The 16,113-nt window shown below is 66.3% G+C and carries 11 protein-coding genes; 3 read left to right on the forward strand and 8 right to left on the reverse strand.

Annotation, left to right across the window (positions count from 1 at the left end; all coding sequences use genetic code 11):
- Positions 1-206: 206 nt before the first annotated feature.
- The 7 genes from ACZ1A1_RS22875 to ilvD form a co-directional block, all read right to left on the reverse strand.
- The gene (locus ACZ1A1_RS22875; protein WP_463621724.1) at positions 207-1,430 is read right to left on the reverse strand and encodes a vWA domain-containing protein; all 1,224 of its coding nucleotides are present in this window, start codon (positions 1,428-1,430) and stop codon (positions 207-209) included.
- Positions 1,431-1,571: 141 nt separating this feature from the next.
- On the reverse strand, positions 1,572-2,459 hold the full coding sequence (locus ACZ1A1_RS22880; RefSeq protein WP_463621725.1) for a transglutaminase family protein: 888 nt from the start codon (positions 2,457-2,459) through the stop codon (positions 1,572-1,574).
- A gap of 21 nt (positions 2,460-2,480) precedes the next feature.
- Positions 2,481-4,859: a circularly permuted type 2 ATP-grasp protein gene (locus ACZ1A1_RS22885; RefSeq protein WP_463621737.1), complete on the reverse strand. Its 2,379-nt coding sequence runs from the start codon at positions 4,857-4,859 to the stop codon at positions 2,481-2,483.
- 149 nt (positions 4,860-5,008) lie between these two features.
- Complete coding sequence (locus ACZ1A1_RS22890; RefSeq protein WP_463621726.1) at positions 5,009-8,329, reverse strand: transglutaminase family protein; 3,321 nt, start codon at positions 8,327-8,329, stop codon at positions 5,009-5,011.
- A 129-nt stretch (positions 8,330-8,458) separates the two neighbouring features.
- Positions 8,459-9,235 carry a VOC family protein gene (locus ACZ1A1_RS22895; protein WP_463621727.1) on the reverse strand — a complete coding sequence of 259 codons (777 nt, stop codon included), beginning with the start codon at positions 9,233-9,235 and terminating at the stop codon, positions 8,459-8,461.
- Between the two features lie 33 nt (positions 9,236-9,268).
- On the reverse strand, positions 9,269-10,003 hold the full coding sequence (locus tag ACZ1A1_RS22900; RefSeq protein ID WP_463621728.1) for a DUF899 domain-containing protein: 735 nt from the start codon (positions 10,001-10,003) through the stop codon (positions 9,269-9,271).
- Positions 10,004-10,186: 183 nt separating this feature from the next.
- Positions 10,187-12,022, reverse strand: coding sequence for a dihydroxy-acid dehydratase (gene ilvD / locus ACZ1A1_RS22905; RefSeq protein WP_463621729.1), 1,836 nt, complete (start codon positions 12,020-12,022; stop codon positions 10,187-10,189).
- A gap of 215 nt (positions 12,023-12,237) precedes the next feature.
- Here ilvD and ACZ1A1_RS22910 point away from each other — a divergent pair, with 215 nt between their 5' ends.
- Both ACZ1A1_RS22910 and ACZ1A1_RS22915 read left to right on the forward strand, forming a co-directional pair.
- Positions 12,238-13,254: a GntR family transcriptional regulator gene (locus ACZ1A1_RS22910; protein ID WP_463621730.1), complete on the forward strand. Its 1,017-nt coding sequence runs from the start codon at positions 12,238-12,240 to the stop codon at positions 13,252-13,254.
- A gap of 10 nt (positions 13,255-13,264) precedes the next feature.
- Complete coding sequence (locus ACZ1A1_RS22915; protein WP_463621731.1) at positions 13,265-13,618, forward strand: VOC family protein; 354 nt, start codon at positions 13,265-13,267, stop codon at positions 13,616-13,618.
- Here the strand turns inward: ACZ1A1_RS22915 and ACZ1A1_RS22920 are convergent, their stop codons facing one another.
- Entirely contained in the window at positions 13,619-15,148 is a 1,530-nt protein-coding gene (locus ACZ1A1_RS22920) for a UxaA family hydrolase (protein WP_463621732.1), read from the reverse strand. It abuts the gene before it with no gap.
- A gap of 162 nt (positions 15,149-15,310) precedes the next feature.
- On the opposite strand from ACZ1A1_RS22920, the gene ACZ1A1_RS22925 reads away from it, so the two are divergent.
- Entirely contained in the window at positions 15,311-16,057 is a 747-nt protein-coding gene (locus ACZ1A1_RS22925; RefSeq protein ID WP_463621733.1) for a FadR/GntR family transcriptional regulator, read from the forward strand.
- Positions 16,058-16,113: the final 56 nt, after the last annotated feature.

Below are 16,113 nucleotides of genomic sequence, written 5' to 3' on the forward strand. Positions count from 1 at the left end.
GCGAACTTTGCCCCTTTGCATTCTCAGCGTTCGATCAGTCGAAAATCGCGTTTAAATCAATTTATGCATCTATCCGAAGCGCTTGCAATATGCCTTTTCAAGAAAGGGCGCATGCATTTTCGGCAGGGCTGAAACGGCTTCGAGACGCGAAAAAGCCCGCTGCGCGGAGCGCGGCGGGCTTTCTGATGTAGCCTTGTTGCTGGAAACTACTGGGTCAGGCGCGAGGCAATGGCCGCCGCGCTTTTTCCGATTTCTTCGAAAGCAGAAATGAGCCCCGACATATCTTCCGCCGCATAGTAGTTCGCAGCGCTCGAGGCACAGGCCTTCAGTAGCGTCTGGCCGCGGGTCGGCGCCATGAAGGCGACGGTATAGACTGTCACCCCTGCGGCCTTGGCGGCGGTGCAGGAATTCAGCGTTTCGTCGTCGGATTTCTTCGCATTCGCGGTGCCATCCTTCCCATTATAATGGGTGTTCTCGCCGTCCGTCATGAAGACGATGAACTTGACTGGCTCCAGTCCGCTTTTCTGCTTGTGCGCGCCGATTTCCGTCTCCTTGGAGGGATCGCTCGGGGCCAGCTTCTCGAATGCCTTTGCAAAGGCGCTGTGGGAATCCGTGCCGCCTTCCGGTTTTTCCGGCAGGGCGTTGACGTAAGACATGGCTCCGCTCGTACCCCAGGTCAGCTGCGTTTCCGGCTGCATGACGTCATTGTAAGAGACGGCGCCGGCACGCACATATTCGTTGTTGGGATCGATCTTGTTCAGCACGCCGAAGAGACTTGCCACCGCCGTCTTCAGGGCGCCGATCTTCCTGACGTAGCATGGTGTCGTCGCCTTCGGGCTGCCGCCCCAGTTCGAGCTCGTCCAGTTCTGGCAGGCCACGGTCTTGCTGGCGATCTCGTTTGTCTGGAACGACATCGAGCCAGACCTGTCCAGCACGAGGAACATGGACAATGCGTTCTTCGAACCGGTCGCGCCTTCGGCCGTGCCATTGGCGGAGACTGTGGTCGATTTCTGGCCGAGCAGGCGGCTGAGGGGATTGAACTCAACCGTAAGGCCGCTGGACGTGCTGACCTTGAACGACTTGGCACTGCCGGCGAGGGCCTTTTCCTCGACGTCGATCTTGAAGGCGGAAGCTGCTCCCGCGTCGCCGTTCTTGTTGATCATCTGGGTCTTGAAGAAGGTAAGGGCGATAGCCTTGGCTTCGGTGATGCTCTTCTTGTCGTTCGTCAGGGCGGAGGCGGCGGCAAGCGCCGCGCTATCGAGCGCATCCTGTAACTCAGCCTTTTTCAGCACCATGTTGCTGATATCCATCGCAAAGCCCCCGGCGCCCAGGATGACCGGGAGCGCGAAGGCTGTCATCATCGCGAAATTGCCGCGGCGGTCATCCCGCAAGCGGGCCAGCAGGCTGCGTTCTTCCGTCATCTTCTTCATGAGACTTCACCCACCATCGTCATAATGTGGGGTGAAGCTACCAGCGAAGTGTTATTCAACGGTTCGAGCGCGTGGTATAGTTTTCGTAAAATTGCGCGGGTCCCGAAATCCCGCCGCTTGTCGCTGTTTCCAAACGGGAATTCACGGTGCCGGCCGTACCGGGATGACGTCGACGGCCTGGTTCGTCTTGTGCTGGCCGTAGCCCTTCAGGACGCCGATGACGGGGGCGACGTCGGCATAGTCGCGGCCGTAGGCGACGACGATATGGTCGGTGCCGGCGGGAATGTCGTTGGTCGGGTCGAGTTCCATCCAGCCGCTCACCCGCCCGCCCCAGAAGCGCACCCAGGCATGCATGGCGTCCGCGCCCTCCAGCCGCTCCTTGCCCGGCGGAGGGATGGTGCGCAGGAACCCGCTGACATAGCCGGCCGGAATGCCGAGGCTGCGCAGCGCCACGATCATCACATGGGAAAAGTCCTGGCAGACGCCGCGCTTCAGCCTGAAGGCCTCGCGCGGCGTCGTGTCGACGCTCGTCGCCTTCGGGTCGTAGGTGAAATCCTCGTGGATGCGGGCGCAGAGGGCAGCGCCGATGGCGCGGACCGTCATGCCGGGCTTCGCGATCGCGCGGGCGTATTCGGCGATCTCCGGGCAGTCCGTCAGCCGCGGGCTCGGGCCAGTATAGTGGTGCGGCGAATTGGCGTCGAGCGACCAGTAGTCGGCAAGGTCCTCCGGCAGTTCGGTAAGGCGTGGTGAGAAATCGGCGGTGGCCTCCGGCGCATCGACCTGCACGCGGGCCTGCATGCGGATGTCCAGCCGCTCGTGCTGGCTGCGGAAGAGGATGGCGCTCATCGGGTTTTCGAAGAAGTCGTGGTGGTCGACGCGCTCGCCCGGGCCGGGCGAGACGCCGACCGTGCCGGCGACGAGCCGCTGGCGGCCGCTGATCGAGAGCGGCAGCACGCGCACGATATGTCGGCCACCGGAAACGGGGGTGTCGTAGAGATAGCTGATATGGAGGTTGACGTCGTAGAGCATGGTTCGGCGTCTCCCCTTCGCTCAGCTCAGATAGGTTTGCGCGAGGATGTCGGAGAGCTTTTCGAGCTCGGTCTCGAGGCGCTTGTAGACCGCGTCCGTCATCGTCTCCGGCGTCATCACAGCCAGCCCCGCGTGAAGGCGCATGGCCTCGCGGTAGAAGGGCGACATCTGGCCGTTCGAATAGGCGTTCGGCAATTGCTCGATCTCGTTCTTGATCTCGTTGAGCTGGTAGAGGATCGAGCGCGGATTGAGCGCGTCGAGCGCCAGGAGGTCGGTGACGGTGAGGCGCGCGGTCGCCACGTTGTAGCGGCGGCGGTGGGTCATGACGCTGTCGCCGATCTCCAGCAGCATGTCGAGCGCGCCGTCGGGCGCGTCCTCGCCGGAGAGGTGCCCGAGCAGGCGCGTCATGTGCAGGCCGCGCTCCAGATAGCGGCCGATGGACAGGAACCGCCAGCCGGTGAAGCGGTACATGTTCTCGTGGACGAGGCCGGCGAAGCCCGCGAGCTTGCGCAGCAGCACGGTCATGGCGCGGGTCGCGTCGTCGCCCGGCTCGATGCTGACATGGAAGCGGCGGGCGGTCTTCGATAGGTCGTTCAGCGCCAGCCAGCCGTCCGGTGAGAAGCGGTCGCGGATGTTGCTGGCGGAGAAGACCGCGCTGTCGATGTTGCGGATGAGGCTGGTCGGCACGGCCTCGGCCGTGTCGATGTCGAGCGCGTCGAGATAGTCGGTGACGTCCTTGAGGAGCGGCTGTTCCGGGTCGGCATATTCTGCGTAGCGGCCGTGCCAGGCGCGCAACACGCGCAGCGCCCCTTCCGCCCGCTCGATATAGCGGCCGAGCCAGAAGAGGTTGTCGGCCGCGCGGCTCGGCAGGCTCCCGGGCAGGGTGCGGGTGAATTCCTCCTTCGCCGGCAGCAGCGAGGTGCGCTCGACGGGCTTGCGGCTGACGATCCAGACGTCGGCGGCCGAGCCGCCCTCCTGCATGGCGATGGCCGCCACATTGTCGCCGGCGCCGATGCGGGCGAAGCCGCCCGGCATGATCTGCCAGCCGTCGCGAGTGCGGGCGGCGAAGACGCGCAGCGACATGGGCCGCGGCACCAGCTTGCCGTCCACGAAGGCCGGCGTGGTGGAGAGCGTGACGGCCTCCTGGCCGACGAGTTTCGCGCCGTCGCTCGCCAGCCATTCGGCGATGGAGTGCTTGGCGGTGTCGCGCAGGCTGGAGCCGAGCACGGATTGCTGGTTGTCGTCGAAGAAGGGTCGGGTGGAATAGGCCGGGCCGATGACCATGCGCTCGATATTGGCGGTGACGTGCTCGCGCTCGCCCTTCTGGCCGCACCACCAGGTCGCGATGGAGGGAAGGCGCTGCTCCTCGCCGAGCAGGTGGCGACAGATGTTCGGCAGGAAGGCAAGGAAGGCGCGCGTCTCGACGATGCCCGCGCCGAGCGCGTTGACGAAGGTGACGGAGCCGGAGCGCAGCGCCTCGACCATGCCGGGCGTGCCGATATGGGAGTTCTGGTTCAGTTCCAGCGGGTCGGCGAAGGCGGCGTCGAGGCGGCGCCAGAGCACGCCGATGGGCTTGAGGCCCGCGACGGTGCGCACCATGACCTTGCCGTCGACGACGGTGAGGTCTTCCCCCTCCAGGAGCATGAAGCCGAGATAGCGGGCGATATAGGCGTGCTCGAAATAGGTCTCGTTGGCAAGGCCAGGGGTGAGGACGGCGATGCGGTCCTCCGCCGCCTTGCCCGCTTGCAGGGCGCTGCGGAAGGCGCCGAAGAAGCCGGCGAGGCGGTGGGCGTGGATCTCGGCATAGACGTCGGAGAAGGCGCGGGTCGTCGCCACGCGGTTCTCCAGCGCGAAGCCGGCGCCGGAAGGGGCCTGCGTGCGGTCGGAGAGCACCCACCAGTTGCCGTCAGGCCCGCGGCCGATCTCGAAGGAGACGAAGTGGAGGAAATGCCTGCCGGCCGGCTGCACGCCGACGAGCGGGCGCAGGAATTCCTCGTTGGAGGCGACGAGGGCAGGAGGCAGCAGGCCCTTCGCGACCAGCTCGTTCCGGCCGTAGATATCGGCGATGACGGCTTCCAGCAGTTCGGCGCGCTGGACGAGGCCGCGCGAAAGATTCTCCCATTCCTCCTCGTCGATGACGACGGGGACGTGGGAGAGCGGCCAGGCGCGCTCGGTGCCGGCTTCCTTGCCATAGGCGCGGTAGAAGACGCCGGCATCGCGCAGATAGCGGTCGGCGCGGGCGAAGCGGCCGGCAAGCTCGCTCTCGTCCATGCGCTCCAGCGCGCAGAGGAGGGGACGCCAGACGGGGCGGACCTCGCCCTCCGTGTCCACCATCTCGTCGGCGACGCCCGGAAGGGGCGCATAGGCGCGCGCGGAGGATTCCGCCGCCGCGGCCTCGATGCGCTCCGCTTCCGCATTCGTGGTCTTCACTCAATGTCTCCCGGAGCATTTCCGCTCTTCTTCGAATCGCGAAAACGCTCTTGCTTTTTGTTCTGTCGCATTTCCGAACGCAAAACCGCTTCGCACTTTTGCTGGAAATGCTCCAGGGGCTAGATGCCCGGCGGCCGGCGCAGATCCAGCGTCAGCGGGAAATCCGCCGGCGGTGTTTCCGGCCACAGCGTATAGCCGCCCGCCCTGTGCCCCCAGGGCTCGAACCGCGCCAGCCGGCGCGCCTCGGCCTCGTTGCCGTTTACCGGGAAGGTGTCATAGTTGCGTCCGCCCGGATGGGCAACGTGGTAAATGCAGCCCCCGATCGCTCTGCGCGACCATGTATCATAAATGTCGAAGGTAAGCGGTGTGTTGACGGGCAGAACCGGATGGAGGCCCGAGGCGGGCTGCCATGCCTTGAAGCGCACGCCGGCGACCGAGATGCCCTTCGTGGCCGTCGATTTCAGCGGCATCGGCCGGCCGTTGCAGGCGACGGCGTAGCGCTCGGGATTGGCGGTCTCCAGCTTCACCTGGAGGCGCTCGACGGATGAGTCGACATAGCGCACCGTGCCGCCGATGGCGCCCTGCTCGCCCATGACATGCCATGGCTCCAGCGCCTGCCGCAGTTCGAGGTTGGCGCCCTCGTATTCCACCTCGCCGCAGAAGGGGAAGCGGAATTCGAGCTGGGCGGAAAACCATTCCGGGCGCAGCTCGAAGCCGTTCGCCTTGAGGTCCGCGAGGACGTCGAGGAAATCCTGCCAGACATAATGCGGCAGCATGAAGCGGTCGTGCAGCGTGGTGCCCCAGCGCACGAAGCGGCCCTCGGCCGGGTTCAGCCAGAAGCGGGCGATGAGGGCGCGGATGAGGAGCTGCTGGGCAAGGCTCATGCGGGCGTTCGGCGGCATCTCGAAGCCGCGGAACTCGACGAGGCCGAGCCGGCCGGTCGGGCCATCCGGCGAGAAGAGCTTGTCGATGCAGATTTCCGAGCGGTGCGTGTTGCCGGTGACGTCCGTCAGGAGGTTGCGGAACAGGCGGTCGACGAGCCAGGGCAGCGGCGGCGCGCCCTCGCCGGGCGGCGGCACCTGCGAGAGCGCGATTTCCAGCTCGTAGAGCGAATCGTGCCGGGCCTCGTCGATGCGCGGGGCCTGGCTGGTCGGGCCGATGAAGAGGCCGGAGAAGAGATAGGAGAGCGAGGGGTGGCGCTGCCAGTGCAGCACGAGGCTCTTCAGGAGGTCCGGGCGGCGCAGGAACGGGCTGTCGTTCGGGTTCGCGCCGCCGACGACCACATGGTTGCCGCCGCCGGTGCCGGTGTGGCGGCCGTCGATCATGAACTTGTCGGCGCCGAGGCGGGACTGGCGCGCCTCCTCGTAGATCGCCGTGGTGATGCCGACGCAGTCGTCCCAGGTCGAGGCCGGGTGGATGTTGACCTCGATGACGCCGGGATCGGGCGCGACGCGGATGACGTTGAGGCGCTCGTCGTGCGGCGGGGCATAGCCCTCGATATGGACGGGCAGGCCGAGCCGGTCGGCGGCGCGCTCCGCGGCGGTCACCAGTTCCAGATAGTCCTCGATTCGCTCGACGGGCGGCATGAAGATGCACAGGCGCCCGTCGCGGGCCTCGACGCTCATGGCCGTGCGCACGGCGCCGACGATATCGCTGCGGACCTGCTCGACGCGGTCCTGCCCGGCCTCGCCCGGCTGGAACGAGGCCTCGGCCATCGTGCGGCCGGTGACCGCGAAGTCCGGCAGCGGGGGCCTGTCCTCGGAAGGGTCGGCGGGGTTGATATAGGGATAGGCAGAGGGCGAAAGGTGGGGCAGGGCGCCGAGCGGCAGGCGGTAGCCGACGGGGCTGTCGCCCGGCACGAGGAAGATCCTGCCGCGGCGGGTGCGCCATTTCTCGCTGATCCAGCGCCGGTCCGTGGCGCGGGCGTTCCAGGCCTGGATGGGCAGGATATGACCGGTCGGCTCGGTCAGGCCGCGCTCGAAGACGCGGGCGATGCGGCTGCGCTCCTCCGGGTCCTCCAGCTTCGAATTGGAGGGATCGACATTTTCCGGCAGGTTGCCTTCCTTGACGATCCATTCGGCGGGGTCCTCGTAGGCCGGCTGCACCATGTCCGGTTCGACGCCGAGCTCCTCGGCGATGCCGGTGAGGATGGCCTTCGCATCGGTTTCACCGACGCCGGCATCGCTGCCCTCCTCGGCGATGAGGTCCGGGTTCCGCCAGATCGGCTTGCCGTCGCGCCGCCAGTAGAGCGAGAAGGTCCAGCGCGGCAGGCTCTCGCCGGGATACCATTTGCCCTGCCCGTAATGCAGGAAGCCGCCGGGCGCGAAGCGTTCGCGCAGGCGCCGGATGAGGGTGTCGGCCTTCTCGCGCTTGGTGGGGCTGACGGCGGCGGTGTTCCATTCCTCCGATTCGAAATCGTCGATGGAGACGAAGGTCGGCTCGCCGCCCATGGTGAGGCGCACGTCATTGGCGGCGAGGACGTTGTCCACGTCGCGGCCGAGCGCGTTCAGCGCCTCCCAGCTCTCGTCGGAGAAGGGTTTGGTGATGCGCGGGTGCTCGGCGACGCGGGTGACCGTCATCGCGAAGTCGAATTCGGTGTTCGCCTCGCCGAAATAGCCGCCGCTGATCGGCGCGGCGTTGCGATAGTGCGGGGTGGCGGCGAGCGGGATGTGGCTTTCACCGGTGAGGAGGCCCGAAGTCGGGTCGAGGCCGATCCAGCCGGCGCCGGGAATGTAGACCTCGCACCAGGCATGGAGGTCCGTGAAATCGACCTCGGTGCCGGAGGGGCCGTCGAGCGCCTTGAGGTCCGGCGTCAGCTGGATGAGGTAGCCGGAGACGAAGCGGGCGGCGAGGCCGAGATTGCGCAGGATCTGCACGAGCAGCCAGCTGGAATCGCGGCACGACCCTCTCGCGATGGTCAGCGTTTCCTCCGGCGACTGCACGCCGGGCTCCATGCGGATGACGTAGCCGATCTCCTGCTGGAGGCGGGCATTGAGGCCGACCACCATGTCCACCGTGCGCTGCCCGGGCGTGCGGTCGACCGTCGCCATGAAGGCGTCGAGCGCCGGCGTCAGCGGCTCGGGCGTGCGGTAGATCTTCAGGTCCTCGACGAGATCGGCCGGATAGTCGAAGGGCCAGTGCTCGGCCTGTTCCTCCACGAAGAAGTCGAAGGGATTGTAGACCGTCATGTCGGCGACGAGGTCGATCTCGATCTTCAGCTCCGTCACCGGATCGGGGAAGACGTAGCGGGCGAGATAGTTGCCGTAGGGGTCCTGCTGGAGGTTCACGAAATGATTTTCCGGCGAGACCTTCAGCGAATGGCTGATCACCTTGGTCTTGGAATGCGCCGCCGGCTTCAGCCGGATGATCTGGGGTCCGAGGCGGACCGGATTGTCGTATTTGTAGTGGGTAAGGTGGTAGATACCGGCCTTGATCGACATACGTGCTTATTCCCCTCGGTGACGGTCTTGTGCCGTCATCGAAGGGAGTTTGTGCAATGCGAAGACAGATTGCAAGCGCCATCGCGCCGGCCGGCTCCGATGGGGCGGAGTGCCCGCGTCGCCTCGGGCTCAGCGGGTCGCCGCGACCAGCGAGAAATGCGCGCCCTGCGGATCGAGGCAATTGACGATCCAGGCGCCGCCGGGCACTTCCATCGGGTCCATCAGGATACGCCCGCCACCGTCCGTCACCCGCCTTATCGCGGCATCCAGTCCCTCGACCACGAAATAGTAGCCCCAGAAGGGCGGGGCGGGCAGGTCCGCGGGCTTGGTCATCATGCCGCCGATGGCGTTGCCGCCGCGCACCGCGAAGGTCTGGTAGATGCCCATGCCGCCTTCCGACATGTCCACGGCCCTGTCCTTCGTCCAGCCGAAGGTCTTTGCGTAGAAGTCCCAGTCGCTGTCGAGGTCGCCGGCCATCAGCTCGTTCCAGCCGATATGGCCGGGCGTCATCATGCCGGGCTGTTCGGGGCCTTCGTCCTCGGTGCTGAAGAGCGAGAAAACCGCGCCGTGCGGGTCGGCGGCGACTGCGAAGCGGCCGACGCCGGGAATGTCCTGCGGCTGGCGGTGGACCTGGCCGCCGTTGGCCGCGATGTCCTTCAGCGTCTTTTCGAGATCGTCGGAGAAGATGTAGCCCATCCAGAGCGGCGGCATGCCCTTCGCCTCGGCGGGAATATCCATCAGGCCGGCCACCTGGCTTTCGCCGGCATAGGCGAGGGTGTAGTTCATGCCCGGCATGCCGGAATCCTTCGTCGTCCAGCCGACGACCGACGCATAGAAGCGTTCGGCGGCGGACACGTCCGGGGTTATCAGTTCGTACCAGCAGAACCTGCCATAGTCCTTGTGCATCGGTCTTTCCTCTTGTCCGTGGTCGCGGGTTGGTCAGTCACAGCAGGATTGCGCCTTTTGCGCGCCGGCATATTCGTCCTTCCGTTTGACGAAACTGAGGGTGCCGGTCTCGTTGCGCCCCTTGGGCGCGCGGTCGAGGATCATCAGCGTGCCGAGCGCCTCCTCGCCGCCACGGGCGTAGTCGGAATAGGTGTGGTAGACCGTGCCGTCCTCGTCCTTGAAGAAAGCGCTGAGGCCGGGAAGCTCGTCATGGGCATCCGCCGCGTCTGTCTCGCGGTAATTGTACATGACCTTGCCGCTGGCCAGTTCCTCCTTCGTGAAGGAAACGTGGTAGTCGAAGTTGAAATCGCTGCCATGGGAGGAGACCCACGGGAATTTCCAGCCCATGCGCTTCCTGTAGGCCTCCAGCTTTTCCAGCGGTGCGCGGGAGACGGCGACCATCGTGACGTCATGGTTGTTGAGATGCGGCAGCATGCCGTCGATATGATCCGCCATGAAGGAGCAGCCGGGGCAGCCGGCGTCCCAATCCGGGCCATACATGAAGTGGTAGACGATGAGCTGGCTGCGGCCGTCGAAGAGGTCCGCCAACGTTTTGCGGCCTTGCGGCGTCTCGAAGGTATAGGTCTTGTCGACCTTGACCCAGGGAAGGGCGAGGCGTTCGGCGCGCACCTTGTCGCGCAGCCTGGTTTCCTCCTTCTCCAGGGCCAGCAGGGTCTTGCGGGCGTTCAGCCATGCCTCCCGGGATACGATATCGTGGTTCGGTCTCATGCTCGGAACTCCTCCTTCACGGGCTTTCGACAAATGAGTTGGTATCAACATTTATCGTGGATGTCAAAGCGGCGCTTATCGGATGGGGGGCAGACGATGGAGGAGGGGGAAGGAAAAGCCCGCATCGGCGGGCTTTCGGAAACAGGCGCGGGCGCAGCCTCCTGGCCGCGCCCGGCGGATTACCTATTCCGGCAGGATGCGAACGGCGCCCTTGTCGGCGCTGGCGGCGAAGGCGGCATAGGCCTTGAGCGCCGTCGTGACGTTGCGCCTGCGGGGAGCGGCCGGCTTCCAGCCGAGCTTGTCCTGCTCGGCGCGGCGGACGGCCAGTTCCTCTTGCGAAACCGCAAGGTTGATCGTGCGGTTCGGGATGTCGATCTCGATCCGGTCGCCCTGGCGCACGAGGCCGATGGCGCCGCCCTGCGCGGCTTCCGGCGAGGCGTGGCCGATGGACAGGCCCGAGGTGCCGCCGGAGAAGCGGCCATCGGTGATGAGCGCGCAGGCCTTTCCGAGGCCCTTCGACTTCAGGTAGCTCGTCGGATAGAGCATTTCCTGCATGCCCGGGCCGCCCTTCGGGCCTTCGTAGCGGATGACGACGACGTCGCCGGCCTTCACCTCGCCGCCGAGAATGCCCTTCACGGCCGCGTCCTGGCTTTCGAAGACAACGGCGGGGCCGGAGAATTTCAGGATCGATTCATCGACGCCGGCCGTCTTCACGATGCAGCCGTCCAGCGCGATGTTGCCCGAGAGGACGGCAAGGCCGCCGTCCTTGGAGAAGGGATGCTCGACGGAGCGGATGACGCCCTTCTCGCCGTCGGTGTCGAGCTCGTCCCAGCGCGCTTCCTGGCTGAAGGCGACCTGGGTGGGGATGCCGCCCGGCGCCGCGCGGAAGAAGGTGCGGACCGTCTCGCTGCTCGTGCGGGTGATGTCCCAGCGGTCGATGGCGTCGCCCAGCGTCTCGGCATGCACGGTCGGCGTGTCGCGGTGGAGCAGGCCCCCGCGGTCGAGCTCGCCGAGGATGCGCATGATGCCGCCGGCCCGGTGCACGTCTTCCATGTGCACGTCCTGCTTGGCGGGCGCGACCTTGGAGAGGCACGGCACCCTGCGCGACAGCTGGTCGATGTCGTCGAGGTCGAAATCGATGCCGCCTTCATAGGCGGCGGCGAGGATGTGCAGGACCGTGTTGGTCGAGCCGCCCATGGCGATGTCGAGCGACATGGCGTTCTCGAAGGCCTTCTTGTTGGCGACCGAGCGCGGCAGGATGCTCTCGTCGTTCTGCTCGTAGTAGCGGCGGGCGAGATCGACGATCAGGTGGCCGGCCTCGACGAAGAGGCGCTTGCGGTCGGCATGGGTGGCCAGCGTCGAGCCGTTGCCCGGCAGCGACAGGCCGAGGGCTTCGGTCAGACAGTTCATCGAATTGGCCGTGAACATGCCGGAGCAGGAGCCGCAGGTCGGGCAGGCGGAGCGCTCGATGACCTTGACGTCGTCGTCGGAGATCTTGTCGTCGGCGGCGGCGACCATGGCGTCGACGAGGTCTAGCGCGTGGGTCTTGCCGTGGAGGACGACCTTGCCGGCCTCCATCGGGCCGCCGGACACGAAGACGGCGGGGATGTTGAGGCGCATGGCGGCATTCAGCATGCCGGGCGTGATCTTGTCGCAGTTGGAGATGCAGACCATGGCGTCGGCGCAATGGGCGTTGACCATGTATTCGACCGAGTCGGCGATGATCTCGCGGCTCGGCAGCGAATAGAGCATGCCGTCATGGCCCATGGCGATGCCGTCGTCGACGGCGATCGTGTTGAATTCCTTGGCGACGCCGCCGGCAGCCTCGATCTCGCGCGCGACGAGCTGGCCGAGGTCCTTGAGATGGACGTGGCCGGGCACGAACTGGGTGAAGGAGTTCACCACCGCGATAATCGGCTTTCCGAAATCCGAGTCCTTCATGCCGGTCGCGCGCCAGAGGCCGCGGGCACCGGCCATGTTGCGGCCGTGGGTGGTGGTTCGGGAGCGATATGCGGGCATGGTCAATTCCTCGAGATGGACGCGGCTTGCATATGGGCCGAAAGGGGCCGGATTGCGAGCCTCAGCAAGGTTCCCTAACGCAAAACGCCCCGCGCGTCACGAAAGGAATGGAGATTTTTTGGCGGTGCGGCGCAATTTCCTTGCCTGCCATGCAGGGGCGGACATGACCGTTGTCGGCACAGTGCATTCGTGCCATGGTCCGCGCCATGAACGGCATGGCACAGGTTTTGGCGGAAGAGGCGGAGGCCGGGCTCGACAGGAGCCCGCTCTACCTGCGCATCCGCGACGTGCTGGCGGATGCCATCGCCTCCGGGCGCCTGCCGAAAGGCGCGCTTTTGCTGGAGGGGCCGGTCGCCGGCCTCTTCGCCTCGACGCGAACGCCGGTTCGCCAGGCCTTCGCGCTGCTGGAGGAGGCGGGGGCGATCCGCCGCTTCGACGGGCGCGGCTTCCTCGTGGGGCAGGGGCGCAGCGGACCGAAGCGCGTGGCGCTGACGGCGGAGATGCTCGGCCTCGGCGAGGAGGCGCCGGCCCTGCGCAAGGCGCCGGGCTGGGAGGCGATCTACGAGAGCCTTGAGCGGGAGATGGTGCATCTTTCCGTCTTCGGCCGCCACCGGATCAACGAGGTGGAGCTGGCGCGGGCGCGCGGCGTCGGCCGGCAGGTGGCGCGCGATGCGCTGACCCGGCTGGAGGCGCTCGGCATCGTCGAGAAGGACGAGCGCATGCGCTGGACGCTGGTGCCGCTCGACGAGCAGCGCATGCGCGACCTGCACGATATCCGCGTCTCGCTGGAGCCGCTGGCGCTGGTGCGCGCCGCGCCTTTCCTTCCGCCCGCCGGGCGCAGGGCGATGACGGAGCGGCTGGAGGAGGCGCTGGCGGTCTATCCGGACCTGTCCGTCGAGGCGATGGACGATCTCGAGACGGACCTCCACATCACCTGCCTCGGCTACTGCCCGAACCGGGAGCTGCTGATCGCGCTGCGCCGCGCGCGTTTCATGCTGAATGTCAGCAAGCACATCATCGGCGTCTCGCACCGCATGCCGGCCGACGAACCCTTCATCGCCGAGCATCTGGCGGTGTTCCGGGCGCTCGATGTCGACGACAGCGCGCGGGCGGCCGAGACGCTGCGCCATCATATCGCCGTCTCGCTCCCCAAGGTTATCGGGCGCGTCGCGGAACTGCGGGAGGCGCACCGGCCGGAGATGCCGGCCTATGCGACGCCCGCCACCCGCTGAGGAGAGTGCCATGAAGGTCAACCGCATCGTCGCCAATATCGAGACGGCAGATCCTGCGGCGGTCGCCCGCTTCTATGAGGAGGTGCTCGGGCTGAGGCTCCTGATGGACCACGGCTGGATCGCCACCTACGGCACCGATGGCATCATGCCGCTTCAGGTGAGCTTCGCCACCGAGGGTGGCTCGGGCACGCCGGTGCCCGGCCTCTCCATCGAGGTGGACGATCTGGAGACGGTCCATGCGGCCGTCGTGAAGGGCGGCTATCCGATCGAATACGGGCCCGCCGACGAGCCATGGGGCGTGCGGCGCTTCTTCGTGCGCGATCCGGCCGGCACGCTGGTCAATATCCTCATGCACACGGGCTGATCAGGTGATCGCACCGACCTGCCAGGGCACGAATTCGTTGTCGCCGTAATCGAAGGCCTCGCTCGCCGTCTTGCGGCCGGAGGCGGTCTCGATGACGAATTCGAAGATGCGGCGGCCGGCCTCCTCGATGGTCTCTGTGCCGTCGACGATGGTGCCGCAGTTGATGTCCATGTCCTCCCGGATGTGCTCGTACATCGGCGTGTTGGTGGCGATCTTGATGCAGGGCGCGGGCTTGTAGCCGGAGACCGAGCCGCGGCCCGTGGTGAAGGCGACGAGGTTGCAGCCGCCGGCGATCTGGCCGGTCACGGCGGCGGGGTCGTAGCCGGGCGTGTCCATGAAGACGAAGCCGGGCTCCGTCACCTGTTCGGCATATTCGTAGACGGCGTTGAGCGGCATGGAGCCGCCCTTGGCGACCGCGCCGAGCGACTTTTCGAGGATGGTCGTCAGGCCCCCCGCCTTGTTGCCATGCGAGGGGTTGTTGTTGAGCTCGGCGTCGTTCTTCGCCGTATAGTCCCGCCACCAGTCGATGCGCGACAGCAGCTTTTCAGCGACCTCAGGCCGGGCGGCCCTGCGGGTGAGGAGATGTTCGGCGCCGTAGATCTCCGGCGTCTCGGAGAGCACGGTCGTCGCGCCTTCCTTGACCAGAAGGTCGGAGGCGATGCCGAGGGCGGGGTTGGCGGAGATGCCGGAATAGCCGTCCGAGCCGCCGCATTCGAGCGCCAGCTTGATGCCGGAAAGCGGCAGCACGGTGCGGCGGATGCGGCCGACATCCGGCAGCATGTCGTCGATCATCTCGCAGGCCGCCTCGATGGTCCTGCGCGTGCCGCCCTGGTTCTGGATCATCATGGTGCGGAAGGTCCTGCCTTCCTCCAGTCCCGCCTCCTCGACGAGCGGGCCGTATTGAAAGGTCTCGCAGCCGAGGCCGATCATCAGGATGCCGCCGAAATTGGGGTTGCGGGCATAGCCCTTGAAGGTGCGGGTAAGGATGCGCCCGCCCTCGGATTTCAGGTTCAGCGCGCAGCCGCCGCCATAGGTCAGCGCCACGACGCCGTCGATATTGTCGTGGCCCGCCTCGCGGAACCGGCGGGCATAGTGCTCCGCCACGTAGCGCGAGACGGTGGCGGAACAGTTCACCGTCGAAAGGATGCCGATATAGTTGCGGGTGCCGATGCGCCCGTTGCCGCGATCGTAGCCCTCGAAGGTGCGGCGCTCGGCCTCCGGCACCATGACGGGCGGGGCGTTGTCGACGCAGAATTCATGCTTCAGCGCGACGTCGAGGATGGCGAGGTTCTGCAGGTGTACGTGCTCGCCGGGGCGGATCGCCCGTGTCGCATAGCCGATGATCTGACCATATTTCAGAACCGGCGCGCCTTCCGCGATGGGCGCGATGGCGACCTTGTGGCCGCGCGGAATGCGCTCGGCGGCGGCAACGCCGTTTACCAGCGCACGGCCGGCATCGACATTGGCCGGCACCACGCCGACATTGTCTTTCGGGTTGAGGACGAGCACGGCGGGCAGATCGGCAAGCATGGCGGCTCCTGAAAGTGGGACCGGCGCATTATGCACTCTGTCGGCAGAAGTCAATATTCGGAAAATATCTTGGCGGGAAAAGGCGGAGGCGTGGTCTTTGCCTTCAATTTGTCGTATAATTCAGAAGATTTGTACGATGATTTAGCATGGGATGGAGGCAAGGTGGCGGAGAGATCGAAGAGGCAGGCCCAGCGGCCGCTGTCGCGCCGCCCGCGCGTGCGCCATAACGTGACGGCCGCCATCGGCACGGATATCTGCGGCGGGCGCTTTCCGCCGGGGGCGGTGCTACCGCGCGAGAGCGATCTCTGCGAGACCTACGGCGTCAGCCGCACCGTCATCCGCGAATCCCTGAAAGTGCTGGAAACCAAGGGCCTCGTGCGCGGTCGCCCGCGCGTCGGCACGATCGTCTGCGACCGCTCGGAATGGAACGTCCTCGACGCGCAGATCCTCGAATGGATGGGGCCGGACGTGCTTTCGGCCGAGCTGCTCGGCTCGATCCTCGAAGCGCGCCGCACCGTCGAGCCGGCCGCGGCCTTCCTCGCCGCATCGCGCGCGAGCGCGCAGGAGATCGCGGACCTCGAACGGGCCTGCGACGAGATGCGCGATACCGAGGGCGATCTCGAAGCCTTCACCGCCGCCGATGCCCGCTTCCACGAGACGCTGCTGAAGGCGAGCCACAACAAGGTCTTCCACCAGCTCTCCTCCATCATCCACGCCGCGCTTTCCTATGCGTTGCATGCCTCCAACCGGGCGGCGGCGCGGCGGGACGAGGCGCTCGACGTGCACCGGGAACTGGTCGACGCGCTACGCCTGCGCGATGCGGCGCGGGCGGAAAGCTGCTCGCGCAACATTCTCGATCTCGCCGCGCGCGACCTTTCCGGCCTGATGACCAAGGCCGGCGAAAGCTGACGAATTTCGCGGGGCCCTTCCGCGAGCGAATACGAACCCACGAGGGATGCAGACCC

The sequence above is a fragment of the Shinella sp. R2-11 genome (assembly GCF_055330205.1).